Consider the following 16594-nt stretch of genomic DNA (forward strand, 5'->3'; position numbering starts at 1 on the left):
CCGCTCTTGCAGGTTGGGGTGAGCCGCAGGCAAACCCCAACCATGCGAGGCGTCTGAGGTTGGCCATGTTGGGGTTCGCCTGCGGCTCACCCCAACCTAGGCCGTTGCCGCGGCGAGCAGCACCGCGGCTTCGGTCAGTTCCGCCAGGGCGCCGCAGGTGTCGCCGGTCATGCCGCCCAGGCGCCGCAGGCAGGCGCGGCGCCACAGCGCGAACAGCGCGATGGCGACGAGCAGCGAGGCGATGCCGCGACGTCCGGCGCAAGCGCATCCCGCGGCCACCAGCATCAAAACGACTAGGTCGATCGCGCGCGACGAACCGGCCAGCCCCTCGCCCAGGCCGCCCGCGCGCACATAAGGCACGAACAGGAACGCCGCCACCAGCGCGGCGCGCGCCAGCAGCGGCGCAAGCAGCAGGCCCGGCCACGCCGGCGCGCTCGCCAGTGCGGCGAACTTCAGCAGCAAGGTCAGCACCAGCGCGACCACGCCCATCGGACCGCAATTCGGATCCTTCATGATCGCCAGCGTGCGCGCGCGGTCGCCGATGCCGCCCACCCACGCGTCCGCGCTGTCGGCCAGGCCGTCCAGATGCAGCGCACCGGTCAAGGCCACCCATGCCGCCAGGATCACCGCGGCCGACAGCAGCGGCGGCCAGCCATGGATCGCCCACGCCAGCAGGTAAAGCAAGGCGCCGATCAGCACGCCCACCAGCGGATACCAGGGCAGCGAACGCACGCGCGCGTCCGCATCGCCGAACACGGCGTGCGGCACCGGAATGCGCGTGAGAAAACCGATGGCCACCAGCAGGCCGCGCATCACGCGTCCGCCTCCACGCGCCACGGCAAGCGGTGCAGCGAAGCATGCGGCACGTCGATATTCGCCATCTCGCCGAAATCGCGCCCTTCCGCGCGACAACGCAACAGGCGGATCGCGCCGCCGTGCGTCACCACCAGCACGTCGCGTCCGTGCGCTTCGGCGGCGACATCGTCCAGCGCCGCGCCAAGCCGCGCATGGAACTGCGCGAACGTCTCCGCCTGCGGCGGCGGATGCGCCACCGGGTCGGCCCAGAACTTGGCCAGCGCCTCGCCCTGCGTTTCCGCCAGCGTCTCGATCGGCACGCCCTGCCAGGCGCCGAAGTGATATTCGGCCAGGCGCGGATCGATGCGCAGCGGCAACTCGCGCGCCGCCGCCAGTTCGCGCGCGAAATCCGCGCAGCGCCGCAGCGGCGAGGAAACGACCATGGCCCATGCGCGCTGCGCCACCGCCGCGCGCAGCTGCGCCCAGCCCAGCTCGCTCAGCGGATCGTCGAGCTGGCCGCGATAGCTGCGCTGCCCGGTATCGCCATGGCGCAGCAGGTCGATGCTCATGCCTGCGCCACTCCCGCCTCGGCAAACGTCGCCATGTCCGCATGCAACGCGCAGGCCAGCCGCAGCAGCGGCACCGCTACCGCGGCGCCGCTGGCTTCGCCCAGGCGCAGCTGCAGGTCGAGCAGCGGTTCGGCCTCCAGCGCTTCGAGCAGGCGTGCATGGCCGCGTTCCTGCGAGCGGTGCGAGAACAGCATCCAGGGACGGCAGGCCGGCTGCAGGCGCGCCGCCACCAGAGCCGCGGCGCTGGTGATAAAGCCGTCCACCAGCACCGGCATGCCGCGCTGGGCGGCGGCTATGTAGGCACCTGCCAGCGCGGCCAGCTCGAAGCCGCCGACACAACGCAGCCAGGCGATCGGCGCAGCCTGTTCACCATGCAAGGCGAGCGCCCGCTGCACCACCGCGGCCTTGCGCGCGACACCGGCTTCATCGAGTCCCGTCCCCGCACCGGCCAGCGCATCGGGCGCCTCGCCGAGCAAGGCGCAAGCCAGCGCCGTGGCGGCGGTGGTGTTGCCGATGCCCATCTCGCCGCCGATAAACAGTTGCGCGCCCGCTTCATCGGCGAGCCGCACGCTCTGCGCACCTGCCTGCAAAGCCAGCGCGAGCTGCGCGGTCGACATCGCCTCGCCCCGCACAAAGTTCGCCGTCTGCGCGGCAATCCACGCGCGCCGCACGCCGGGCAGCTCGCCCACGTCGTTGACCGTGCCCAGGTTCACCACTTCCAGCGAAGCGCGCAGCTCGCGCGCCAGCACGCTGATCGCCGCGCCGCCCTGCGCGAAGTTCGCCACCATCGCGCCGGTCACCGCCTGCGGGAAGGCCGACACGCCTTCCTCCGCCACGCCGTGGTCCGCCGCGAACACGCTGATCCACACTTTTTCCAGCGACGGCTTCACCGCGCCCTGCAAGGCCGCCAGCTGCACCGCCGCGGTTTCCAGCGCGCCCAGCGAACCCGGCGGCTTGGTCAGTTGCGCCTGCCGTTCCAGCGCGGCCACGGCCGCCACCGCATCCGGCGCGCGGCAAGGCAGGTCCAGCCAATCGAGAGTTTCCATGGTCATGCAAGATTTCCTTTGAGAGCCAGCGGCAGGCCTGCCGCGACGAACAGCACGCGTCCGCACACCGCGGCCAGCGCTTGATGCAGGCGGCCGGCTTCGTCGACGAAGCGCCGGCTCAGTTCGCCCATCGGCACGATGCCGAGGCCGACTTCGTTGCTCACCAGCAGGATGGTGCCGGGCAGATCGGGCAGCACGTCGAGCAGGGCCTGCCGCTCGCGCGCGAAGCGTTCGCCATCGGCATCGCCGAGCAGGTTGCTCAGCCACAGCGTGAGGCAGTCCACCAGCACGCAGCGATCCGCCCGCGCATGCGCGCGCAACGCATCGGCGAGCGCCAGCGGCTCCTCCACGTCGTGCCAGTGCGGCGGCCGGCTGGCGCGATGGTGCGCGATGCGCGCCGCCATCTCCGCATCCAGCGCCTGCGCCGTAGCGAGATAGAGCACATCGAGCCCGCTCTCCGCCGCCATGCGCTCGGCCAGCGCACTCTTGCCGGAACGGGCGCCACCGAGGATCAGGCTGCGCATGCGTCGTTCACTCCCAGCAGCGCGGCCAGGCGCGCGGTATCCAGATGCGTTTCCACCGCGTCGGCGAGCCGCTCCAGGCTCGCTTCGCGCAAGGCGCGCACGTCGACGGCGAGGGGCGCGTGCAGGCCGGCCCAGCGCAGCAGCGCCTGCAGCGCGGCGGGCTCGTCGAACAGGCCGTGCAGATAGGTGCCGAGCACTTGGCCGTCGGCGGAGATCGCGCCGTCGGCGCGGCCATCGGCCAGCAGGCAAGCCGGCGCATCGAGCGCGGGGCCGGTGCTGCGGCCGCAATGGATCTCGTAGCCGGCGACGTCCGCGTCGTCCAGCGCGAGCTTGCCTTGCGCGCGGCGCAGCTGCTTCTCCGGCTCCAGCACCGTCTCCATCGCCAGCCAGCCCAGGCCCGCGCTGGAACCCGCTTCGCCTTCGATGCCGTGCGGATCGTGCACCGCCTGTCCCAGCATCTGGAAACCCCCGCAGATGCCGATCAGCTTGCCGCCATAGCGCAGGTGCCGCGCGATCGCTTCGGCCCAGCCCTGTGCGCACAGCCACTCCAGGTCGGCGCGCGTCGCCTTCGAACCCGGCAGCACGATCAGGTCGCACGGCGGCCACGCCTCGCCCGGCCCCACCAGGCGCACGTCCAGCTGCGGATGCGCGCGCAGCGCGTCGAAATCGGTGTGGTTGCTGATGCGCGGCAAGGCCGGCACCGCCACGTGCAGCAGTGCGTCTTCGCGCCGGCCCGCATCGCGCGGCAGCGCGTCCTCCGCCTCCAGCTGCAGGCCATGCAGATACGGCAGCACCCCGAACACCGGCTTGCCGGTCTCGCGCTCCAGCCAATCCAGGCCCGGCTGCAGCAGCGCCAGATCGCCGCGGAAGCGATTGATCACGAAACCGGCCACCCGCGCCCTTTCGCTCGCCGACAGCAAGGCCAGGGTGCCGACCAGATGCGCGAACACGCCGCCGCGGTCGATGTCGGCCACCAGCAGCACCGGGCAGTCCACGGCTTCCGCGTAACCCATATTGGCGATATCGCGGTCGCGCAGATTGATCTCGGCCGGACTGCCCGCGCCTTCGACCACCACCGCCGCGTAGCGCTGCGCCAGGCGCCCATGCGAAGCGAGCACCGCTTCCATCGCCACCTGCTTGTAGCGGTGGTAGTCGCGCGCATCCATGTTGCCGACCGCGCGGCCATGCACGATCACCTGCGCGCCGGTATCGCTCTGCGGTTTCAGCAGCACCGGATTGAAATCGGTATGCGGCGGCACGCCTGCCGCCTGCGCCTGCACCGCCTGGGCGCGGCCGATCTCGCCGCCGTCCTCGGTGACGGCGGCATTGAGCGCCATGTTCTGCGGCTTGAACGGCGCCACCGCCACGCCGCGCCGGCGCAGCCAGCGGCATAGCGCGGCGACCACGGTGCTCTTGCCGGCGTCGGAGGTGCAGCCCTGGATCATCAATACGCGTGCGCTCATGGCGCGACCTCCTGCTTTCGATCGATCGAACGCCAGCCGGCCAGCGCCGCATCGAGCCGCGCGAACGCCGCGTCGTCGCCGGGCAGGCCGAAGCGCAGGCTGTGCGGCTGCTCGAAGCGGCGCACCAGCACGCCCTGCCGTGCGAGCGCGCGTTGCAGCGCCGCCGCGCGGTCGTCGCGGCGCCAGTGAAAGAACGCGCAGCCGGCATGCGGAGCCAGGCCATGGCGTGTGAGCAGCTTCGACAGGCGCGCGGCGGTGGCGTGCAAACGCTCGCGCTGCGCCGACTGCCAGGCCGTATCGGCCAGTGCCAGCTTCAACACGTGGCGCGCCGGACCGCTCAAGCTCCATGGCCCCAGGCGCTCGCGCAGCGCCACCAGCAGCGCGGGTTCCGCGCAGACGAAACCGGCGCGCGCGCCTGCCAGGCCGAAGAACTTGCCCACCGAGCGCAGCACGATCAGGCCGGGCAGCGCATGCGCCGCGCACAGGCTGCGTTCGGGCGTGGCGTCGATAAACGCCTCGTCGACCACCAGCCAGCCGCCGCGGCGGGCCAGCGTGGCGTGCAAGGCAAGCAATGTGTCGAGCTCGAAACGTTCGCCGCCGGGGTTGTTGGGATGGATCAGCACGACCACGTCGTAGCGCGCCGCACGGGCGAACAGCGCATCGGCGGCGGCGCGTTCCACCTTGTGTCCCGCGCGCTGCCAGGCATGCGCGTGTTCGGCATAACCAGGATCGAGCACGCCTACGCGCGAGCGCTCGCGCAGCGACGGCAAAGCCTGGATCGCCGCCTGCGAACCGGCCACCGGCAGCAGCGAAGGATGCCCGTAATAAGTGCGCGCGATATCGATCAGGCCGTCATCGTCTTCCGGCAACCGCTGCCATGCGGATACGGGCAGCGGCGGCACGGGCCATGCGTACGGGCTGACGCCAGTGGAAAGGTCGAGCCATTGCTCCGCGGGAATGCCGTACTCGTGCGCGGCGCGCAGCAGGCGTCCACCATGTTCAAGCATGATGATCTCCGAGGATGGGCACGAGACACCAGATCGCCGCCAGCCACAGCAGCACGCTCCGGCGCACCAGCCGCAGCGCGCGGCGGATCGCCGCGGCATCGGGCGCAGCGCCTTCGCCCAGCACGGGACGCTGCTCCCACACGCCTGCATAAGGCGCGGCGCCACCAAGTCGCACGCCCAGCGCACCCGCGCCGGCCGCCATCACCGGCCCCGCATTCGGGCTATCCCACGCCGGCGCCTGCCGGCGCCAGCCATGCCATGCGCGCAGGAAGTCGCCGAGCAGCGCATAGCTCAGCGCCGTCAGCCGCGCAGGCACGAAGTTCAGCACGTCGTCGATCCGCGCCGCGGCCCAGCCGTAGCGCTCATAGCGCACATTGCGATAGCCCCACATCGCATCCAGTGTATTGGCCAGCCGGTACAGCACCGCGCCCGGCGCGCCCAGCAGCAGAAACCAGAACAGCGCTCCGAACACCGCATCGCTGCCGTTCTCCAGCACCGATTCCGTGGCGGCTGCCGCCACTTGCCGCTCATCCAGCAAGGCCGTGTCGCGGCTCACCATGCGCCCCACCGCCGTGCGCGCCGCGGCCAGATCGCCGCGCTCCAGCGCATCCGCCACCGGCAGGGCGTGCTCGCCCAGGCTGCGCAAACCTACGGCGAGATAAAGCATCGCCGCACCGAACAGCAGGTCGCCCCAAGCCGGCAATACCCTCGCTATCGCCCACGTCGCCACTACCCACGGCAACACCGCCACGCACCACGCCAGCACACCCGACCCACGCTTGTCGCGGTGCAGCCGCGCCTCGATCGCCCGCGCCCAGCCGCCGAACGCCACCAGCGGATGCGCGCGGCGCGGCTCGCCGAGCAGCGCGTCCAGCAGCAGCGCCAGGGTGAGCGCCAGCGCGCTCATGGCAGGAACAGACGCAGGGCCGCTTCCGTTGCGGAGGGAAAGTACAGATGCACGAAGCTCGCCGTGAGCCGTGCACGCCGGTATACCGCTTCCTTGGCGGGGCCACCGTCGGGGTTGCTCGCATGTACCAGCGGCGGCTGGGTGATCTCCGCATGCGCGTAGTGGAAGGTGTGGCCGCGCAGCGTGCCTTCCGGCAACTCGACGGATTGCATGCCCAGCTCCGCCAGCCGCTCGCGCACCACCGCCCAGCCGGGCAGCAGCCCCGCCATGGTGTGCGCATCGCTTTCGCGCGTGGCCAGGGCGTCGAGCAGGCTGAGCATGCCGCCGCATTCCGCCAGCAAGGGCTTGCCCGCATCGACGTGCGCGCGCAGCGCGGCGTGCAGGTCCTTGCGCTCGGCGAGCCGCGCCAGATGCAGTTCGGGATAGCCGCCGGGCAGCCAGGCCGCATCGCAATCGGGCAAGGCATCGCCGGCCAGCGGCGAGAACCAGCACAGTTCCGCGCCGGCCTGGCGCAGCACGTCCAGGTTGGCGGGATACAGGAAACAGAACGCGTCGTCGCGTGCGATGGCGATGCGCCGGCCTTCGAGCAGGCGCGGCACCTGCGTTGCTTCGACCGCGCTGAACGCCACTGGCGGCGGCAAGTCCGGTCCGGCGTGCAGCTCCATCGCATCGGCCAGCGCATCCAGGCGCGCATCCAGGTCGGCCAGCTCGCCCGCGGCGACCAAGCCGAGATGCCGTTCCGGCAAGGCCAGCGCCGGATCGCGCGGCAAGGCGCCGAACCAGCGCAGCTCCGGCGGCAGGCTCCCGGCCAGCAGCTTCGCGTGGTAAGCGCCACCGATGCGGTTGGCGGCCACGCCATACACCTGCAAACCTTCGCGATAACGCGCCAACCCCGTCGCCACCGCGCCGAAGGTCTGCGCCATCGCCGAACCGTCGATCACGGCCAGCACCGGCAGGCCGAAACGCTGCGACAGGTCGGCGCTGGAGGTGCCGCCGTCGAACAGGCCCATCACGCCTTCGACCAGGATCAGGTCGGCCTCGCCCGCCGCTTCATACAGCCGCGCGCGGACGTCCGCCTCGCCGCACATCCAAAGATCGAGCTGATACACCGGCGCGCCGCTCGCGCGCTCCAGCACCATCGGATCGAGAAAATCCGGCCCGGTCTTGAACACCCGCACGCGCCGTCCGCGCCGCGCATGCGCGCGTGCCAGCGCCGCGGTGAACGAGGTCTTGCCCTGCCCCGAAGCCGGCGCGGACACCAGCAACGCGGGCACCTGCCGCACGGCGTTCACAGCTCGACTCCCAGCTGCGCGCGGATGCCCGCCTCGAACGCATGCTTGACCACGCGCATCTCGGTCACCGTATCGGCCACCGCCACCAGCGCATCGGGCGCGCCGCGGCCGGTGATCACCACGTGCTGGCCGGCCGGACGCGCGGCCAGCGCGGGCAGCACCTGCTCCAGCGTCACGTACTGCTTGACCAGCGCGATATTCAGCTCGTCCAGCAACACCAGCCGGTAGCGCTCGTCCGCCAGCATGCGCGCGGCGATCTGCCAGGCGGCCTGCGCGGCGGCGACGTCGCGCGCCTTGTCCTGGGTTTCCCAGGTAAAGCCCTCGCCCATCACGTGGTAGTCGACCATGTCCGGAAAGCGGCGGAAGAACGCTTCCTCGCCGGTGGAGAAGCTGCCCTTGATGAACTGCACCACGCCGCAATGAAAGCCGTGGCCGAGCGAGCGCGCCAGCATGCCGAAGCCCGACGAGCTCTTGCCCTTGCCGTTGCCGGTGTTCACCACCAGCACGCCGCGGTCGATGGTGGCGCGGGCGATCTTGCGGTCGACCAGCTCCTTCTTGCGCTGCATGCGCTCGCGGTGGCGCAGTTCTTCGTCGCTCATGCCCGGGTTCCTGCCTGGCGGGTGGAGTTCACGCGCGCCAGCGCCCAGTACGCCGCCAGCGCCACGATCACATAGGTCAGCGTGGTGCGCACGAACAGCGGGCCCCACTGCCACAAGCGGGCAACGTACTCGCCCAGGTGCGGATTCGCATAGCGCCCGCCCAGCCAGTAGAACGCGCCGTTGGAAATGGCGAACGAGACCGAAGCCGCCACCAGCGCCACGCCGAACGCACCGGCCAGCGCCAGCGGCGCCGGCGCCATCCGCGCTGACCACAGCCGCCCCGCGTACCACAGCACCGCATACGCGGGCAGCAGGAACGAGTAGGCCGGCGTCACGCAGAAATCGCTGACGCCGGCATACGACACCGACACCCAGTCCAGCACCACCGCCAGCGCCATGAACGCGGCGAAGGCCAGGTGCCGCCGCAGCCACAGGCCGCCCAGGAAGAACAGCGCCATCGAGGCATCGGGCAGATGCAGCGCGGTGCCGAAGTGATGGAAGCGCGTGGCGATCATCACCGCGGCGAACACGATGGCGAGCGGTACGGAGAAGCGTGGCATGGCGGTGGACATGGTGCGGTCCTCGGGGCGGAAGGGATTCACTGCGCGGGCCGGTAGCTCACGCTGAGCATCGCGGTGCGGCCGGGCTGGTTGTAATAGGCCGCGGTCTCGTAGTGCTTGTCGAAGGCGTTGCGCACGCTCAGCTGCACTTTCCAGTCGCGGTCCAGCGCATAGGCCAGGCGCAGGTCGGTGAGCGCATAGCCGCCCAGGCGATAGCCGTTCGCCAGGTCGTCGTAGCGCTTGCCCGCCGCGTACACGCTGGCGCCGATGCTGAAGTCGCCGAAGCCGCGGTCCGCATCCACGCGCGCGCTGCGCGGGGCACGGCGCGGCAGCAGCTTGTCGCGGTAGGTGTCGCTGCGGTTGCGCGGATCCAGCCAGGTGGCGGTGCCGCGCAAGGTCCAGCCGGCCAGCGTGGTGGACGCCACCGCTTCGGCGCCGCGGATGCGCGCGCGGTCGACATTGCCCGGCACGCCGCGCGAGGCGTCGTAGGCGATCAGGTCGCGGATGCGGGTTTCGAAGGCATTGAGCGACCACAGGCCCCAGCCCGGCGTGCCGCGCAGGCCCAGCTCGTAGCTGCGCGAGCTTTCCGGCCGCAGCGCGGTGTTGCCGTAGCCGGGGTAGTACAGCTCGTTGAAGGTCGGCGCCTTGTAGGCGGAACCGGCGCTGGCGGTGAGGCGCATGCCCGGCGTGAAGTCCCAGCCCCACAGCAGGCTGCCGGTGGTCTTGCCGCCGAACTGCTGGTTGTCGTCGTGGCGCAGGCTGGCCTGCAGCGACTGCGCGCCGAACGCCTGCTGCCACTGCGCGAACAGGCCGCGGTTGAGGCGCTGGTCGCGCGCATAGCTGGTGTTGCTGTCGACGCGGTCGCGCTGCCAGTCGTAGCCCAGGCTCCACAGGCCGCCGCCGAGATTGAGGTCGCCCTGCAGCGAGCCGAGATCGCGGTGCGTATCGAAGGTGCTGGTGTAGCGGCCGTTGAGGTAGTTGTCGCCGAGGTCGGCGCTCTGGCCGGCGCTCGCGGTGAGCGTGAAATCGCGGCTAGGCCGCCAGTGCACGCGTGCACCGTAGACCTGCTGCACCACGTCGGACTGGTTGCTGGTGGAGCCGTCGTAGGCGTTGTAGCCCCAGCTGCGCAGCCACTGCGCGTCGGCGTCCCAGGCGTCGCTGAAGCGATAGCCGCCCTTGAGCGAGACGGAGCTGTCGCGGAAGCCGTCGCGGTCCGGTTCGTTGACGAAGCAGCCCGCGCCGCGCGGCGACGGCTTGCCGCGGCAGGCGTTGATGCCGTCGGTGTCCTCGTGCGTGGCCTGCACCGCATACCAGCCCTCGCCCACCTTGCCGGCCAGGCCGGCGGCGCCGCGGAAGCTGTCGTTACTGCCGTAGCCCAGCTCCAGGTTCGGCTCGAAGGCGCCGCTGGGGCGTCGGGTAAAGATCTGGATCACGCCGCCCAGCGCTTCCGAACCGTAGAGGCTGGAGAACGGACCGCGCACGATCTCGATGCGCTCGATCTGCTCCACCGGGATGTTCTGGATCGAAGGCTGGCCCAGCGTGGCTGAGCCGATCTTCACGCCATCCACCAGCACCAGCACGTGGTCGGCCTCGGTGCCGCGCAGGAACAGCGAGGTGGCTTTGCCCGGGCCGCCGTTGTTGGCCATCGACAGGCCCGGTGTGCCTTGCAGCAGGTCCGCCACGGATTGCGGCTGCAGGCGCTCGATCTCGGCGCGGTCGATCACGGTGACGGCGGCGAGCGTGGCCGATTCGCTCTGCTCGGTGCGGGTGGCGGTGACCACCACGCCCTTGAGGTCCTGCGAAGGCTCGTCGGCCTGCGCGGCGGTGGAAAGCAAGACAAGGGAAAACGCGGCCGCAAACGCGGACCGGCGCAAGGACGGAACATGCAATGACACTGGTGGCTCCTGGACCGCGCCTGCCCGCGCGGAATCGCTTCGGTTGCAGGACAGGCGGAAGGAGCTCCGGACGGACGCACGACGAGGGCGCGCTCGCCAGGAGCACGCCCACCGCATGTCCGGTTCACCTCGAGGCCGGTCTCCGGGCTCGCGAGCGAAGGCTGATGCCTCCCCGACCGGCGCCTTCCCATGCTTCGCAGCACAGTGGCTTCCGCCGATCGTGTCTCGCCTACCGTTGCGGGGGCAGCTCCGGAATAGCCGTCAATACGGCGCACCGGATTCCCGTTTCAACCACCGGCCAGGCCAGCGGTCACCTCAGGCCCGGGCATCTTAGCAGTACGACAAGGGGGTGCTCGTCATGACGAGTAGGAGGTGTCATGGCGAGCCCCGGCCCCTCACCCCGACCCTCTCCCCGGCGGGGAGAGGGGGATGACGGGTGGGGCGAAAATCGAGCGAAGAGCTCGCGGCGCAGCCGCGGCGTTCCGCTGGTGCGCTTCTGCTCTTGATCTACCGGGTCCCCTTGGCGCCGGCGGTGAGGGCTGGACGATCAGGCCCCGCAGGGGGCGAGGACAGGAGTCCTCGCCTTTTTGATCAGGGCATGGATGCCCTGTCAAAAAGCCCGGCCAGCCCTCACGGACCCTCAGCAGCTTTGCTGCTGAGGGCGCCAAGCAGGGTGCCCTTTCTTCTTGGTTACTTCTTCTTTGGGCACGCAAAGAAGAAGTAACTCGCCCCGCGGCAGCGGGGCGAAACACTCGCCAAAGGCGAGACAACCAAGCGTCAACGCGACAACCAGGCGATACCGCCACTGGATTCCGGCCTACGCCGGAATGACGAGCAGAAGGGCGCCCAGCCTCCCCCTTTCACAGGGACTGCACCACGTGTCTCCCCACTGACGCACAGCTGGCAAGGCACTGCAACACCACTGCGATTAGCTAGGCACAGCCCGCAATCAGGCAGCACCCGAGCGCCCCCATGAGCGAAATCGACCCCAAGCGACGCCGATTCCTGCAGATGACCGCCGCCTCCGCCGGCGGCCTCGCCGCAGCCTCCCTGCTCCCCGAAACCCTGCGCCAGGCCCTGGCCGCCCCCTCCCCGACCGGCACCGGCAACCTCACCGACGTCAAGCACGTGGTGATCTTCATGCAGGAAAACCGCTCCTTCGATCACTACTACGGCAGCCTGCGCGGCGTGCGCGGCTTCGGCGACCGCGTGCCGGCGCCGCTGCCCGGCGGCGCGCGCAGCGTGTGGCAGCAGCCCTACACGGGAAATACGGACGGCTATCTGCTGCCGTTCCGCATGAACACCGCGACCACCAGCGCGATCTGCGCCAATGCGCCGGCGATGAACTACCCGGTGGACACGGCGATCTTCAACAAGGGCAAGTTCGACGCCTGGAACACCGCACGCGCGGCCGGCCTCGGCATGGGCCATTTCGAGCGCGCCGACCTGCCGTTCTATTACGCGCTGGCCGACGCTTTCACCATCTGCGACCACTACTTCGCCGCCACCCTCACCCAGACCAACCCCAACCGCCTGCATGCGATGACCGGCAGCAACGGCCTGTCGGTGGGCCAGGCGGCGGTGCTGGACAACACCGAGCCGAGCGCGGGCTTTACCTGGACCACCTATGCCGAGCGCCTGGAAAAGGCCGGCGTGAGCTGGAAGGTCTACCAGGAGAGCAACAACTTCGACGACAACGCGCTGGCCTGGTTCAAGAACTTCAAGCAGGCCAAGCCGGGCACGCCGCTGCATGACAAGGGCATGGCGACGCAGGCGGACATGGTCGCCGCGTTCGCCCAGGACGTGGCCAACGACACGCTGCCGCAGGTGTCGTGGATCGTGGCCGCCGATTACCTGTCCGAACACGCCAGCTTCAAGCCGGCCTACGGCGAGGACCTGAGCGCGCGCCTGCTCGCCGCGCTCGCCGCCCATCCGGCGGTGTGGGCCAAGACCGCCTTCATCCTCAACTACGACGAGAACGGCGGCTTCTTCGACCACGTGCCGCCGCCGACGCCGCCAGCTTCGTCCAACGACGGCTTGTCCACGGTGAGCGTGACGGGCGAGATCAGCAATGGCCAGCCGATCGGCCTGGGCTTCCGCGTGCCGCTGATCGTGGTGTCGCCGTGGACGCGCGGCGGCTGGGTGTGTTCGCAGGTGTTCGACCACACCTCGGTGCTGCGTTTCCTGGAGCAGCGTTTCGGCGTGATGGAGCCGAATATCAGCGCCTGGCGCCGCGCGGTGTGCGGCGACCTGCTCAGCGCCTTCGATTTCAGCGGCAGCAACAGCGGCTGGCCCGGCTTGCCCTCCACCACCGGCTACACCGCCGCGGCGGACCAGCAGTGCAAGAACCTGCCGGCGCCGAGTATTCCCTCCACACAGGCGATGCCGGCGCAGGAAGCGGGTACGCGGCCGGCGCGCGCGCTGCCTTACACGCTGCGTGCGGATGGCCGGGTGGATGCGGCGGCGGGGCGCTACTGGATCGACTTCCATAACGACGGTGCGGCCGGCGCGGTGTTCCAGGTGTATGCGGCGAACCGCAGCGACGGGCCATGGCGCTACACGGTGGAGGCGGGCAAGCAGCTGTCGGATTACTGGAGCGCGGCGCGTTACACCCAGGGCGTGTACGACCTGGAGGCGCATGGGCCGAATGGTTTTCTGCGGCAGTATCGCGGCAGCGTGGCGACCGGGATGGGTGCGGCGCCGGAAGTGGCGGCGAGCTACGACGCCGCAGGCAATCGCCTGCGGCTGGCCGTAACCAATAACGGCGGCGCGGCATGCACCGTGACGGTCAGCAATGCTTATGTGGAGGGCGATGTGCGGATTTATTCGGTCGCCGCCGGGGCTACGGTGAATGACAGTTGGGCACTGGGTGGCCATGCCAACTGGTACGACTTGAGCGTGACGGTTGCTGAGCTGGCGGGTTATTGGCGGCGGTTGGCGGGGCATATGGAGAATGGCTTGCCAAGCCAGAGCGAGCCGCGCTGACAAACCAGACGGCGTAGGTTGGGGTGAGCCGCAGGCGAACCCCAACGTTCACCCTTGATGCGCATCGCAACGTTGGGGTTCGCCTGCGGCTCACCCCAACCTACGCCTTGCGGAACGGACAAAAAAAGGCGCCTCCTCGGCGCCTTTTCTTTTAATGCTTGCGAAACACCAACTGCCCGCCTTCCGCATCCACCCCGATGACATCGCCCGGCGCGTACCGGCCTTCGAGAATCTCCTTCGCCAGCGGATTCTCCAGCTGCTGCTGGATCGCCCGCTTCAGCGGCCGCGCGCCATACACCGGATCGAAGCCCACATTGCCCAGCAGGTCCAGAGCCTTCTCGCCGATCTCCAGGCGCAGCTGGCGTTCGGCCAGGCGCTTTTCCAGGTGGATCAGCTGGATCAGGGCGATCTTGCGGATCTGCTTCTTCTCCAGCGGGCGGAACACCACCAGCTCGTCCAGGCGGTTGATGAACTCCGGACGGAAGTGCGCCTGCACCACGCCCAGCACCGAGGCCTTCATCTGCAGGTAGTCCGCTTCGGAATCGCCGGCCTGCTCCTGGATCAGCTGCGAGCCCAGGTTGGAGGTCATCACGATCACGGTATTGCGGAAATCCACCGTGCGGCCCTGGCCGTCGGTGAGGCGGCCATCGTCGAGCACCTGCAGCAGGATGTTGAACACGTCCGGATGGGCCTTCTCCACCTCGTCCAGCAGGATCACGCTGTACGGACGGCGGCGCACCGCCTCGGTGAGATAGCCGCCTTCCTCGTAGCCGACATAGCCGGGGGGCGCGCCGATCAGGCGGCTTACCGAGTGCTTCTCCATGAACTCGCTCATGTCGATGCGCACCATCGCGTCCTGCGTATCGAACAGGAATTCGGCCAGCGCCTTGCACAGCTCGGTCTTGCCCACGCCGGTAGGGCCCAGGAACAGAAAGGAGCCATACGGGCGGTTCGGATCGGACAGGCCGGCACGCGCGCGGCGGATCGCGTCGGACACCGCGCGCACCGCTTCGTCCTGGCCGACCACGCGCTTGTGCAGCGCCTCTTCCATATGCAGCAGCTTCTCGCGCTCGCCTTCCAGCATCTTGCTGACCGGGATGCCGGTCCAGCGCGATACGACCTCGGCGATCTCCTCGTCGGTGACGCGGTCCTGCACCAGCTTGAACTCGTGCTTCTCGGCGGCCTGCGCGGCGGCGAGCTGCTTTTCCAGTTCCGGCAGGCGGCCGTACTGCAGCTCGCTCATCTTGGCGTAGTCCTGGCGGCGCTGCGCGGCTTCCAGCTGCACGCGGGCCTGCTCGATCTGTTCCTTGATCTTGGTCGCGCCCTGCAGCAGCGCCTTCTCCGACTTCCACACTTCGTCGAGGTCGGAGAACTCGCGCTCGAGTTTTTCGATATCGCTTTCCAGGTCGGCCAGGCGCTTCCTGGACGCCTCGTCGGTTTCCTTGCGCAGCATTTCGCGCTGGATCTTCAGCTGGATCAGGCGGCGCTCCAGGCGGTCCAGTTCCTCCGGCTTGGAATCGATCTCCATGCGGATGCGGCTGGCCGCCTCGTCCATCAGGTCGATCGCCTTATCCGGCAGCTGGCGGTCGGTGATATAGCGGTTGGACAGCGTGGCGGCGGCGACGATGGCCGGATCGGTGATCTCCACGCCGTGGTGCACCGAATAGCGTTCCTTGAGGCCGCGCAAAATCGCGATGGTGTCTTCCACGCTGGGCTCGCCCACGAACACCTTCTGGAAGCGGCGCTCCAGCGCGGCGTCCTTCTCGATGTACTTGCGGTACTCGTCCAAGGTGGTGGCGCCGATGCAGTGCAGCTCGCCGCGCGCCAGCGCGGGCTTGAGCATGTTGCCGGCGTCCATGGCGCCGTCGGCCTTGCCGGCGCCGACCATGGTATGCAGCTCGTCGATGAACAGGATCACCCGGCCTTCCTGCTTGGACAGGTCGTTGAGCACGCCCTTCAGGCGCTCCTCGAATTCGCCGCGGAACTTGGCGCCGGCGATCAGCGCGCCCATGTCCAGCGCCAGCACGCGGCGGTCGCGCAGGCCTTCGGGCACTTCGCCGTTGACGATGCGCTGGGCCAGGCCTTCGACGATGGCGGTCTTGCCCACGCCGGGTTCGCCGATCAGCACGGGGTTGTTCTTGGTGCGCCGCTGCAGCACCTGGATGGTGCGGCGGATTTCCTCGTCGCGGCCGATCACCGGATCGAGCTTGCCGCTCTCGGCGCGCGCGGTCAGGTCGACGCAGTATTTCTCCAGCGCCTGGCGCTGGTCCTCGGCATTCTCGCTCTGCACCTTTTCGCCTCCGCGAATCTTGTCGATCGCCTGTTCCAGGTTGGCTTTGTGGGCGCCCGCGGCCTTCAGCGCCGCGCCGAGATCGCCTTTGTCCTCCAGCGCCGCGAGCACGAACAGCTCGCTGGCGATGAACTGGTCGCCGCGCTGCTGCGCGAGCTTGTCGGTGAGGTTGAGCAGGCGCGTGAGGTCGTTGCCGATATGCACGTTGCCTTCGTCGCCTTTGACGCGCGGCAGGCGGTCCAGCGCTTCGCCCACGCGCTGGCGCAAGGTGGGCACGTTGACCTGGGCCTGGGTCAGCAGCGGCGCGGTGGTGCCGCCCTGCTGGTCGAGCAGCGCGGCCATCACGTGCACCGGTTCGAGCATGTTGTTGTCGCGGCCCACCGCCATGGATTGCGCGTCGGCCAGCGCTTGTTGGAAGCGCGATGTCAGTTTGTCCATCCGCATAGATAGAACCCCGCAAAGATAAAGATTCGGCAGCCCCGAGGCCGCTCACTGCCCGATGAGATGCGGTCCGCCCCCAACGATTCAAGTAGGTTGGGGTGAGCGCAGCGAACCCCGATGCGGCGGCACCGTTGGGGTTCGCTGCGCTCACCCCAACCTACGTTGATTCATGCAGACACATCCAAAGCTGATCTTCACATTCGCCCTGCTAGGCTCGTTCT

General features: G+C 69.4%; 13 protein-coding genes and 1 riboswitch. Of the genes, 1 reads left to right on the plus strand and 12 read right to left on the minus strand.

Going from position 1 to position 16594, the window contains the following annotated elements; translation table 11 throughout:
* Window positions 1-96 precede the first annotated feature (96 nt).
* The 11 genes from FHW84_RS01740 to btuB are packed head-to-tail and all read right to left on the minus strand — an operon-like array spanning window position 97 to window position 10651.
* A complete protein-coding gene (locus tag FHW84_RS01740; protein WP_167252394.1) occupies window positions 97-816 on the minus strand; it encodes an adenosylcobinamide-GDP ribazoletransferase in 720 nt (239 codons plus the stop codon).
* Window positions 813-1364, minus strand: coding sequence for a histidine phosphatase family protein (locus tag FHW84_RS01745; RefSeq protein ID WP_167252395.1), 552 nt, complete (start codon window positions 1362-1364; stop codon window positions 813-815). Before FHW84_RS01745 ends, FHW84_RS01740 begins: the two co-directional genes overlap by 4 nt.
* Window positions 1361-2410: a nicotinate-nucleotide--dimethylbenzimidazole phosphoribosyltransferase gene (gene cobT, locus FHW84_RS01750; protein WP_167252737.1), complete on the minus strand. Its 1050-nt coding sequence runs from the start codon at window positions 2408-2410 to the stop codon at window positions 1361-1363. Before cobT ends, FHW84_RS01745 begins: the two co-directional genes overlap by 4 nt.
* 2 nt (window positions 2411-2412) lie before the next feature.
* Entirely contained in the window at window positions 2413-2934 is a 522-nt protein-coding gene (cobU, locus tag FHW84_RS01755; protein WP_167252396.1) for a bifunctional adenosylcobinamide kinase/adenosylcobinamide-phosphate guanylyltransferase, read from the minus strand.
* Window positions 2922-4397, minus strand: a complete 1476-nt coding sequence (locus tag FHW84_RS01760; RefSeq protein WP_167252397.1) for a cobyric acid synthase — start codon at window positions 4395-4397, stop codon at window positions 2922-2924. Before FHW84_RS01760 ends, cobU begins: the two co-directional genes overlap by 13 nt.
* Complete coding sequence (gene cobD, locus FHW84_RS01765; RefSeq protein WP_167252398.1) at window positions 4394-5404, minus strand: threonine-phosphate decarboxylase CobD; 1011 nt, start codon at window positions 5402-5404, stop codon at window positions 4394-4396. The genes FHW84_RS01760 and cobD overlap by 4 nt, the downstream gene beginning before the upstream one ends.
* Complete coding sequence (gene cbiB, locus FHW84_RS01770) at window positions 5397-6311, minus strand: adenosylcobinamide-phosphate synthase CbiB (RefSeq protein ID WP_167252399.1); 915 nt, start codon at window positions 6309-6311, stop codon at window positions 5397-5399. The genes cobD and cbiB overlap by 8 nt, the downstream gene beginning before the upstream one ends.
* Window positions 6308-7603 carry a cobyrinate a,c-diamide synthase gene (locus tag FHW84_RS01775; RefSeq protein ID WP_343203550.1) on the minus strand — a complete coding sequence of 432 codons (1296 nt, stop codon included), beginning with the start codon at window positions 7601-7603 and terminating at the stop codon, window positions 6308-6310. The genes cbiB and FHW84_RS01775 overlap by 4 nt, the downstream gene beginning before the upstream one ends.
* Window positions 7600-8202, minus strand: a complete 603-nt coding sequence (cobO, locus tag FHW84_RS01780) for a cob(I)yrinic acid a,c-diamide adenosyltransferase (RefSeq protein ID WP_167252400.1) — start codon at window positions 8200-8202, stop codon at window positions 7600-7602. Before cobO ends, FHW84_RS01775 begins: the two co-directional genes overlap by 4 nt.
* Window positions 8199-8774, minus strand: coding sequence for a hypothetical protein (locus FHW84_RS01785; protein WP_208399569.1), 576 nt, complete (start codon window positions 8772-8774; stop codon window positions 8199-8201). Before FHW84_RS01785 ends, cobO begins: the two co-directional genes overlap by 4 nt.
* Window positions 8775-8800: 26 nt before the next feature.
* Window positions 8801-10651, minus strand: coding sequence for a TonB-dependent vitamin B12 receptor (gene btuB / locus FHW84_RS01790; protein ID WP_243867839.1), 1851 nt, complete (start codon window positions 10649-10651; stop codon window positions 8801-8803).
* A 121-nt stretch (window positions 10652-10772) separates the two neighbouring features.
* Window positions 10773-10990: riboswitch (cobalamin riboswitch) on the minus strand.
* Between the two features lie 639 nt (window positions 10991-11629).
* Between btuB and FHW84_RS01795 the strand changes: the two genes are divergently transcribed.
* On the plus strand, window positions 11630-13642 hold the full coding sequence (locus tag FHW84_RS01795) for a phospholipase C, phosphocholine-specific (RefSeq protein WP_167252402.1): 2013 nt from the start codon (window positions 11630-11632) through the stop codon (window positions 13640-13642).
* Between the two features lie 151 nt (window positions 13643-13793).
* On the opposite strand, the gene clpB is transcribed toward FHW84_RS01795, so the two are convergent.
* Window positions 13794-16376: an ATP-dependent chaperone ClpB gene (clpB, locus tag FHW84_RS01800; protein ID WP_208399570.1), complete on the minus strand. Its 2583-nt coding sequence runs from the start codon at window positions 16374-16376 to the stop codon at window positions 13794-13796.
* Window positions 16377-16594 lie beyond the last annotated feature (218 nt).

The organism is Dyella sp. SG562 (assembly GCF_011759495.1).
GTDB lineage: Bacteria > Pseudomonadota > Gammaproteobacteria > Xanthomonadales > Rhodanobacteraceae > Dyella_D > Dyella_D marensis.